Source organism: Flavobacterium flavipallidum (assembly GCF_038289905.1).
Classification (GTDB): domain Bacteria; phylum Bacteroidota; class Bacteroidia; order Flavobacteriales; family Flavobacteriaceae; genus Flavobacterium; species Flavobacterium flavipallidum.
The window spans coordinates 60859-71081 of record NZ_JBBYHU010000017.1 but is presented as its reverse complement, the minus strand read 5'-3'; the positions used below and the strand labels follow the sequence as shown (position 1 = coordinate 71081).

Sequence of the window (10223 nt, the reverse complement as noted above, 5' to 3'; positions counted from 1 at the left end):
CCTTCTGCTTCACATATTTGTATCAAAAGTTCACGACAACGTTTTTGAACATCTCCTTTTAAAACTTTAAACCTATATTTTGTAACCCAAACAACATGACATGTTAATCTGCTTACTGTGTGCGAACCTTTTCTTAAATCTGTACTCATAACCTAAAGATACAGATTTTTTCGCATTACTAAAGTACTGCAATAAATTGCAGGGTTTTTGACCCTGAACTGTGACCAATAAAAAAGGCTTTCATTTCTGAAAGCCTTTTCGAAACCTAAATACCAATCTTATAAATTGATATTCAACCCTAATTTAAAATTTCTTCCTCGGGTATTGTAACCAAGTACCTCAATAAAATCTACATTAAAAATATTTGTCGCCGAAGCAAATACAGTCATTCTGTTTTTGATTAACTCATACTTAGCCGTAGCATTTACTAACTGATACGAATCCATAACCGAAACAACTGGTGGATATCCTACAAACCCGTCTCGCTTGTCTAAATATTGATAACTTACCCCAACAAAAGCGCGCGGTACAAACTGATAATCTACAGCTGCATTTACCTTATGTTTTGGATTGTAAAGATTAGCTCTTATGTCTGGAAATGTATTATTTACTATTTTATCCTCTGTTTGCGTAAAGGTGTAATTTGCATTTAAATTTACCTTATTGTTAATTGCATAAGAGAAACTAGTTTCTATACCTTTAGAATTGTATTTACCATCTGCATTAAAATAAGCCGTTCCATACTCAATTGCTGATTTTTCCTGTCTGTAAAAAGCAATTGAATTCAAAACCAATTTTTTATTTAAAAAAGCGACTTCAAATCCTGCTTCTACAGTACTGTTTTCTTCAGCATCCAAGTTTACATTTCCACCATAACTAGCATATAATTGATACAAACTTGGTGCAATATAAGCAGTACTGTATGATGAAATTATTTTCAAAGGAAGCTTTTCAAATTGATACGATGGATTTATATTATATACAATATGATTACCGTATTTACTATGAATATTCAACCTTGCTCCGGCATTAATATTCAAACCAAAATTTGAATTATAAACTGCTGTTACATATGGATCAATCAAATTAAATGTAGCCATTTCATTTGTTATATTGGTGTATAAATCATGAATAGACATATCAAAAAACTGAAATTGAGCTCCAGTTACAACAAATAAATCGGATAAAATTTGATATTTATTAAATGCATCTGCACTTACATTTCTTGATTTATATTTTGTTAAACCTCCATACTGAAACAAATCTCGATTCATTAAATTAGCAGCAGTATTTACCACTAACTCTCCTTTATTGTATTTATACTTTGGTGAAAAACCAACTCTGTATTGCTCAGATTTTCCATAATTATTGGCATCATCTGCAAATGCTCCATAATCAAAATCATTCTTAAGTCGGTCGTAATTAGCAAAAAAGTCTAAGCTTAATTTTTTTGTTGGTGTAAAACCTAATTTCACCAAACCATTAACTCTTGAAAAACTATCGTCTTCAAATTTCTCATTATTAGGAGCTTTTGCCTCTGATATTCCTGTTGTTTCAGTACTATTTAAGGAAGCAAAATAGTTAAACTTCTCAGTTTTTCCATTAAATGAAAATCCCTGATTGTATTCCTGAGCCGAATAATCTTTATCTTTTGCAGTTGTTTGTGTACCTACATTCATATACACATTTCCGGCAATCGCTTTTTTTGCCGCTTTTTTCAAAGTAATATTAATTACTCCTGTTGCTGCACCTGTACCATACAACGTACTGGCTGCTCCTTTCATAATCTCAATACTTTCTACTTGATCTACAGGAATTAAACGTAAATCATAGTCAAAATTAATTCCTGATGCATCCGTTAGAGGAATTCCATCAATTAAAATTAAGGTTTGACGATTACGACCTCCTCTTATGTAATAGCTTTGATTTTTACCTGCACTACTCTGATTTCCATTCACTTCTACCCCTGCTACTGTACTTAAAACAGAAGCAATAGATTGTCCTGGTCTTTTTTTCAAATCCTCAGCTGTAATTTTAACAATTACCTTTCCTGATTTTTCTTTTGGCAAAGCAAACTTAGAATCCGAAATAACTACTTCTTCCAGTTCATTACTTCCCGATAAAACTAGTCCTTTTTTTTGTGCCAAAACACTTGTACTTATCATTACGATTAACGCACTAATACGAACGATTTTTTTGTTCATTCTAATAAAACATTACAACAGCCATGCTGTCAAATCACTAATAATTGGGAGAAAAGCATAGAATTTACCCATACCCAAACCTTTTTTCCCGAAAGTTTGATACTCAAATATATTAGGCAGGTCTCCTGGCTTGCGTCTTGTTGTTCACCTTCCCATTTTGAAGTTAGAAGTCAGAAATTAGAGGTTAGAAGTAATAAACTTCCAACTCCCCTCTTCCTACTTCCCACTTACTAAACAGTGGTTATGTAGATAACAACAAGCTTGATAGCTTACAGTTGCGGGTACAGCTTAGGCATTGAACCTAATTCCCTTTTAATGTTCTTTTCAAAATAAAGAAAAGAGCAACCTCAATACGGCGGCAAAGATAAAACTTAATTTTTCTAAAAATCAAGTTTAAATTTCATTTAATCACAAAAACATATAACTTTAAAAACCAACAACTTAAACTAAAATCAAATAAAGAATAAAGTTGTTCAACTAATTTTTACTTTCTTCATCCCATACCACAAAACAATAATTCTCATGTATTGCCGTCGAAAATGTGGGAAGCGCTATTTTCTCTGTAAATAAAGGACAATTAATGACCAGCGTATGAAACTCACCATTTTCGCCACATGGATCAATTCCTTTGGCTGCCAATTGCTGTGCTAATTCTTTGGTCAGAATCTGTCCTAAATACGACTCCCCCATCGTGATATTACAAGAAACAATCATCGTTATTATACCACTTTCAATCATTTCATTCACTAAATTAATACGGTCTTGCTGCCACAAAGGCAAAACTGCTTCTATACCAGCCGCATCACATACTTTGTCTTCCCAATCTTTGTGAGGCTGTAAATCAATATCGCCAAAAACGGCAGCATCCAAATCAAAGGTAGCTTTCAACTTTTTTAAAACACCAATAAACTTTTCTTCATAATCACCCCAGGTGGCAGGAACCGTTTCAATAGGCAATTGCATTCTTTGTGCTTGCTGATGCAAAATAGACAAAGGCAAACCATGAGAACGTGAAATCTTTCCATTTTCATTCATCATGTTTAATAACACCTTGGGTTTAAAACCTGATTTTACAGCCTTCATCATTGCATAACAACTATCTTTTCCTCCAGACCATGAAGTAACAAAATTCATATTTTCTATTTTATTGATTTATACTAATAAATACTAAAAAAACACACAAACCATTTTAGTTTCGGAGAAATATCGCCACAGTCAAAGCAGTCTTACAAACGGAACAGTGTATCACTTTTTAAGCATTCTTGCAGTAAAGATAGTATTTGTCTCTTTTTTTCAAACCAAAAAACAAACAAGATATTTTGCGGATTTTCTTATACCTTTGCGTTGCTTTTTAAGATTTACAATGAAAAACACACTTTATACCTTTTTTTCAGTTTTAAGTATTTGCTTCTTTATTAGCTGCAAAAAAACCGAAAACACGAACACTACAACAATAGCAACTGTAAAAAACGAAATTGAATATTCCAGTAATCTGGCTATTTATAAATACGAGGGTTATTCAATTGTAAAAATTTTAAATCCCTGGCCAGATGCTAATAAAGATTTTACCTATATTTTGAAAGAAAAAAATGCCACAATACCTGATAGTCTTTCTAAATACACCACAATTACTATCCCATTACAATCTATCGTAGTGACTTCGACTACCAATATTCCTTTTTTAGAAATGTTGCATGTTGAAAAACATTTAACCGGATTTCCGCATACCGACTATGTTTCTTCTGAAAAAACCAGAAAATTAATTGATGCCGGAATCGTAAAAAATGTTGGTCAAAACGAACGCTTAAATATTGAAAAACTAATTGACTTAGCTCCGGAAATTATTGTAACTTTTGGAATTGACAACAACAACCCGATGATTGCCAACTTAGAAAAAAGTGGTTTAAATGTGCTTATTCAAGCCGACTGGATGGAGCAATCTCCGCTAGGAAAAGCCGAATGGATTAAACTCTACGCAGCCTTATTTGGTAAAGAAAAAGAAGGAAAAAAGCTTTTTGATAACATTGTCAAAAACTATAATGATGCACTACAATTAGTCGCCAATAAAAAACCTGAAGTTACTGTTTTATATGGATCGATGTATCAAAATCAATGGTTTGTTGCCAGAGGTAAAAGTTGGGTTGCCCAATTTATGAAAGACGCCAAATCGAATTACTTATGGACTGATTTAGAAGGAAGTGGCAGCCTGGGCTTAGCATTTGAAAACATATTAGACAAAGCAAAAAACGCAAATGTTTGGATTGCCACCGGTTCTTTTAAAAACTTAAACGAATTAACAAACAGCAATCCGCATTACAGTCAGTTTGATGCTTTTGCTACTAAAAACGTTTATACTTTTGAAAGCAAATTAGGAGCCACAGGTGGAACAATTTACTATGAATTAGCCCCTAGCCGACCTGACTTGGTGCTGAAAGATTACATTAAAATTTTCCATCCTGAATTATTAAAGAACTATCCTTTTACATTTGTGACTAAACTAAACTAAAATACCTCTGAGGTTAACCCAGAGGTATTAGCGAAATAAAAACCGCAGATTCACAGATTTTTATTTTTTTAATCTGCGAATCTGTGGTAAAAAAATAGAGACAAAATTCACAATATCTTGTTTATGTATATCATTGAAGTAGCTAAATTTGTTTTATATACAATTTAATATCAAAAATTAATTCCCATTGAGAAATCAAAAACAAAATACTATTCTATTTGTTTACCTAGTTTTAGGAGCATTACTTTTATTTATTACAAATATAAGTTTAGGCTCTGTAAACATTCCTTTCAAAGAAGTATACCATAGTTTAAGTGGCGGTCAGGCCAGTAAATCAACTTGGGAATATATCATTATGAACTACCGTTTGCCTAAAGCCATCACGGTAATTTTAGTTGGAATGGGACTTTCGATAAGTGGTTTATTAATGCAAACTTTATTTCGAAATCCATTAGCCGGTCCGTATGTTTTAGGACTGAGTTCAGGCGCTAGTTTAGGAGTAGCTTTTGTGATTTTAGGAGCAGCTTTACTCCCTCCTTTTTTAAAGGAAATCGTCCTTTCGCCCTACGGAATAGTATTAGCTTCAACTATGGGAAGTTCTTGCGTATTACTCGCTGTTTTATTGGTTTCTATCCGTTTGCGTGACACAATGACCATTTTAATTGTTGGATTAATGTTCGGTAGTTTAAGTACTGCCATTGTGGGAACTTTAAGTTTTTTTAGTACTGCCGAACAATTGCAAAAATTCACCTTTTGGTCATTAGGAAATTTAGGAAATTTATCCTGGACCTCTATTGCCATTTTAGCCGTTTGTGTAATCATAGGTTTACTAATGAGTTTAGCCAGTATCAAACCATTAAATGCTTTACTTCTTGGTGAAAACTACGCCCGAAGTTTGGGATTGAATTACAATAAAGCCCGATTAATTATCATATTTGCTACCAGCATTTTGGCAGGAAGCATTACCGCATTTGCCGGACCAATTGCTTTTATAGGACTGGCTGTACCACACATTGCCAAACTCGTTTTTCATACCAGTAATCATACTGTTTTATTCTGGAGTACGCTGCTTTTTGGCGCTATTATCATGCTGATTTGCGATACCATTTCGCAAGTTCCCGGTGGCGATCTTACGTTACCTATTAACGCTGTGACTTCGATTTTTGGAGCACCAATAGTAATTTGGCTTTTGCTTAGAAAACAGAAAATGATTGGATAACTAAAATTTTAAAAACTGCATTTTTCAACACAGATTTCACAGATTTCACAGATTCCACAAATTATTTTACAGTATAATTTAAAAAATCTTTAGAATCCTTCAAATCTGTGGCAAAAATTTTTACCTTCATTTTGAAACTAAAGTATTGACGTATTCCTAAAAATATATAAGAAACCGAATCTATTTTGTTAGATTTCAAAAAATCACGATTTATAAACAGCATTCTGTTAAAAGTTTGTGCTTTTGGAAGTTTCAAAAACAGAATAAATCCTTAAATTCGCAGTCTCAAATATTTTAGAAATTAATATAAAATGAAAATGCCTCGGCAAAATTCATTTTTTTATAACCAAATAAAATACATAAAATGAAATACGACGTTATTGTTTTAGGAAGTGGTCCAGGCGGATATGTAACTGCTATCAGAGCATCACAATTAGGCTTTAAAGTAGCCGTAGTTGAAAAAGAAAACTTAGGTGGAGTTTGTTTGAACTGGGGTTGTATCCCTACGAAAGCATTATTAAAATCGGCTCAGGTTTTTGATTATTTAAAACACGCTTCTGATTACGGATTAACTGTTTCTGAATTTGACAAAGATTTCCCTGCTGTTATCAAACGTAGCCGTAATGTTGCTGACGGAATGAGCAAAGGAATTACTTTCCTGATGAAGAAAAACAAAATCGACGTTATTAATGGTTTTGGTAAATTAAAACCAGGTAAAAAATTAGACGTTACTGCTCAAGACGGAACTGTTACTGAATACAGTGCTGATCATATTATCATTGCTACAGGAGCTCGTTCTCGTGAGTTACCAAACTTACCACAAGATGGTGTAAAAGTAATTGGTTACCGTCAGGCAATGACTTTACCAGAACAACCTAAAAAGATGATTATCGTAGGTTCTGGAGCTATCGGAGTAGAATTTGCTCACTTCTACAACTCTATGGGAACTGAGGTTACTATCGTTGAATTTATGCCAAACGTAGTTCCGGTAGAAGACGAGGATATTTCTAAAGAATTTGAAAAAGCTTTGAAAAAATCTGGAATCACTGTAATGACAAATTCTTCTGTGGAGAAAATTGATACTACAGGAAAAGGAGTTAAAGCATTCGTTAAAACAGCTAAAGGAGAAGAAATTCTTGAAGCAGATATTTTATTATCAGCTGTTGGTATCAAAACAAACATCGAAAACATTGGTTTAGAAGAAGTTGGTATTGCTACAGACAGAGATAAAATCATCGTTAACGCTTACAATGCAACTAACATTCCTGGTTACTACGCTATTGGTGACGTAACTCCAGGACAGGCTCTAGCACACGTTGCTTCTGCTGAAGGAATTAACTGTGTAGAGAAAATTGCTGGTATGCACGTAGAACCAATTGATTACGGAAACGTTCCTGGTTGTACTTATGCCACACCTGAGATTGCTTCTGTAGGTTTAACTGAAAAAGCAGCCAGAGAAAAAGGATACGATTTAAAAATTGGAAAATTCCCATTCGTAGCTTCTGGAAAAGCAAAAGCTTCCGGAAATGCTGACGGATTTGTAAAAGTAATCTTTGATGCTAAATACGGTGAGTGGTTAGGATGTCACATGATTGGTGCCGGAGTTACTGATATGATTGCTGAGGCAGTTGTAGCACGTAAACTGGAAACTACAGGACATGAAATCCTTAAAGCAATCCACCCACACCCAACAATGAGTGAGGCGGTTATGGAAGCAGTTGCTGCTGCTTACGGTGAAGTAATTCACATTTAGTAGTCATTACAAGGAAAGAGACAATCTCATCCTTATAATTATAGAAATCCGATTGGTGCCAACCAGTCGGATTTTTTTTTATTCTGAACTTGTTTCAGAATCTCTTTTTTTTTTGGGGGGCGTGCCCCTGCTTCCACTCCGTTCCATCAGGTTCGGGCTGTATGCTCCCGCTTCCCGATGAAAAATCGGGAGAGCTCCGCTGCCATCCCTCACGCAAACCCTGCTACAAAGAAAATTTTATATCTAAACAAAGTATTTTTTTTGTAAGAATATTTAATCATATTTGAAAAAAGAAAAAGCGGAACAAAGCTTCGCCAATCTACCCAATTTCAGGTGTATAGGCGAGAATTTGTAGTAAATACAAACAAGTTGTGTACCATATAAAAACTGAACGTAAAGAATGAACTTTTTTAAAAAAATATTTAGTAGTAAAATTGAAAAACCTAAAACTGAATCGCATTTTGATAAATATCGAAAAGAACTAGATGAATTGAATTTGAAATCCATTTCAGATTTAGAAAATTTGGTTAAACCATTAATAAGACAAACGACAAAACTAGAAATTCAGCCAGCTTCAAGACCACCTGAAAATTCTCAATTTGAATCTCACTTTGGAGGACAACCTTATTTTGAAAAAGGCGAGCAATGGCCCAAAAGTAAAAACGGAAAACATTTGGACTTCATTTTTCAAGTTTTCAATTCACCTGAATTGGAGTTACCTAAAAGCATAGAGTTAGTGCAATTTTTCTACGATTGGGAAGATTTTCCGTGGGACACTAGCGATAATGGTTGGTTAGTAAAAACGTACAAACAAGTTGATAAAGGAAAAGCTGAATTTGTTGCTAAACCAGAAGAAATAGAAAAATCAAAATTTTGCAAAATAGAATTTAAACCGACTCAATCATTACCGGACTGGGAAGGAATTGATTTGTTTGGGAATGATGCTTCTAAACTATCGTGTGTATTAAATGAAGATGAACCATGGGATAGTTACGACCAAATAGTAACAAAGCTAATTGGAGAACAAGATTATCAAAGTCAGCTTGGTGGTTATCCAAAATGGGTTCAAGGAGAATCAACACCAATAGATAACGAAGGAAAACCGATGAAACTCTTATTTCAAATTGATTCGGAAGATAATGCAGGAATAATGTGGGGAGATGTTGGGTTAATTTACGTCTTCTATGATGAAAAATCAAAGAGAATAGAATTTAATTTACAATGTCACTAAAGAAAAATATGGTAGACAACACTGTATAAGCGTAATGCGGGAGAAAGTGCTTAATTTAAAATGGTTTTGTATTTGCAAAATTTGTATTTAATGAAAAAAACTCCCCCAGTTCGCGCGAGCATCTTGCTCGTGCCCGCCACCAATTAGCTAAAGACATAAAACATGATAAGTACAAACGAGACACTCACAATAGCGATGATTAAACAACATTAAACAGTTAACACAAAAATCATATCCATATGAAAGAAAAAATAGTTCGAATTTTTGGATGGATTTCAGTTGTGTTTTATTCAATAATGGCACTTATAACGTTTCTAATTTTAATTTATGAAAGTCTCGAGATTACTGCATTGTTAGCATTGACAATATTTATTGGAATGGCGATTACTGGATGGAAAGCAAGAACGTTTGGATTGAATAATTTTAAACATAAACTCTTAGTAAAACTAACTGCAATATTTTCATTGATTTTTGGATGTGTATTTGCAATTCTATCTCCATTTATTTTTTCTAAGAGTTACGGAATTGGTGACTCATATGAGCCAATTATAGTTTTAATTATTATGTTTCTTCCTTCGATAATATCGTCTTTAGCAATTCTGATAAAAGATAAAACTCAAATAATTTAAGCCTCCAGCTCGCGTAATCACAATCTCATTAAGTGATGCGGATTTTGTGTCATTTCGACCCGATAGCGCGGAAATCTTTTCCGTGCCCACAAAGAAGGGCAACTTTATCGAGCTAGTTGATGAGATTCCTCATTCTTCGGAATGATAAAACAAGGTGTATCTTCCTAAACTTAATGACATTTCTTGCCCGTAATAGTCACTAATTAGCTAAAAAAACAAGATAAGTACGAACGAGACGCTCGCATTAACTGAAGAATACTTTTGAACACAAAAACAGCATTGTAAAGAATGAAATCCTACTAACTAAAGCTTAAAATTGAAAACTACTAAAAAACAGCATATCCAACACAAAACCTACGACAAAGATTCCAACTGAAGAAAAACAGGTACTAAAGCTTTACCTTTTTCGGATAAATGGTATTCTACATGCAAAGGTTTTTGTTCAATTACAACTCTTTCCAAAATACCCTGTTCTTCTAATTCTCTCAAAGCTGTCGCAACCGACTGCTTATTAGACCCCTCTAATTGACGCAGCAAACCATTAAACCGCACTGCACCATCAAGTGTTAATCGGAATATTTGAGGTTTCCATTTACCTGAAAGCATTTTCAAAAGTCCTTCTGCCGGACAATTACTTTCGTTATCACTATTTTAGTGGTCATCTTTTTTTGACTAATTGAC

At 33.9% G+C, this 10223-nt stretch carries 9 protein-coding genes and 1 riboswitch; of the genes, 5 read left to right on the top strand and 4 right to left on the bottom strand.

Annotation, left to right across the window (positions count from 1 at the left end):
• From AAEO59_RS09755 to AAEO59_RS09745, 3 genes are all read right to left on the bottom strand, one after another.
• Positions 1-149 (bottom strand): transposase (locus AAEO59_RS09755; RefSeq protein WP_341700551.1); only part of this gene is annotated, 149 nt, incomplete at its 3' end.
• Positions 150-278: 129 nt separating this feature from the next.
• Positions 279-2204 carry a TonB-dependent receptor plug domain-containing protein gene (locus AAEO59_RS09750; protein ID WP_341700548.1) on the bottom strand — a complete coding sequence of 642 codons (1926 nt, stop codon included), beginning with the start codon at positions 2202-2204 and terminating at the stop codon, positions 279-281.
• Positions 2205-2302: 98 nt separating this feature from the next.
• A riboswitch (cobalamin riboswitch) is annotated at positions 2303-2569 on the bottom strand.
• Positions 2570-2681: 112 nt separating this feature from the next.
• Complete coding sequence (locus tag AAEO59_RS09745) at positions 2682-3338, bottom strand: Dph6-related ATP pyrophosphatase (protein ID WP_341700547.1); 657 nt, start codon at positions 3336-3338, stop codon at positions 2682-2684.
• Positions 3339-3567: 229 nt separating this feature from the next.
• Here AAEO59_RS09745 and AAEO59_RS09740 point away from each other — a divergent pair, with 229 nt between their 5' ends.
• The 5 genes from AAEO59_RS09740 (at position 3568) to AAEO59_RS09720 (ending at position 9542) form a co-directional block, all read left to right on the top strand.
• Positions 3568-4710 (top strand): ABC transporter substrate-binding protein, encoded by a 1143-nt coding sequence (locus AAEO59_RS09740; RefSeq protein ID WP_341700546.1) that lies wholly within the window; start codon positions 3568-3570, stop codon positions 4708-4710.
• A 187-nt stretch (positions 4711-4897) separates the two neighbouring features.
• A complete protein-coding gene (locus tag AAEO59_RS09735; protein ID WP_341700545.1) occupies positions 4898-5929 on the top strand; it encodes an iron ABC transporter permease in 1032 nt (343 codons plus the stop codon).
• Between the two features lie 364 nt (positions 5930-6293).
• Positions 6294-7682, top strand: a complete 1389-nt coding sequence (gene lpdA / locus AAEO59_RS09730; protein ID WP_341700544.1) for a dihydrolipoyl dehydrogenase — start codon at positions 6294-6296, stop codon at positions 7680-7682.
• A gap of 400 nt (positions 7683-8082) precedes the next feature.
• Positions 8083-8913 carry a YwqG family protein gene (locus tag AAEO59_RS09725; protein ID WP_341700543.1) on the top strand — a complete coding sequence of 277 codons (831 nt, stop codon included), beginning with the start codon at positions 8083-8085 and terminating at the stop codon, positions 8911-8913.
• Between the two features lie 239 nt (positions 8914-9152).
• Complete coding sequence (locus AAEO59_RS09720; protein WP_341700542.1) at positions 9153-9542, top strand: hypothetical protein; 390 nt, start codon at positions 9153-9155, stop codon at positions 9540-9542.
• Between the two features lie 354 nt (positions 9543-9896).
• On the opposite strand, the gene AAEO59_RS09715 is transcribed toward AAEO59_RS09720, so the two are convergent.
• On the bottom strand, positions 9897-10148 hold the full coding sequence (locus AAEO59_RS09715) for a winged helix-turn-helix transcriptional regulator (RefSeq protein WP_341700541.1): 252 nt from the start codon (positions 10146-10148) through the stop codon (positions 9897-9899).
• Between the last annotated feature and the right edge of the window lie 75 nt (positions 10149-10223).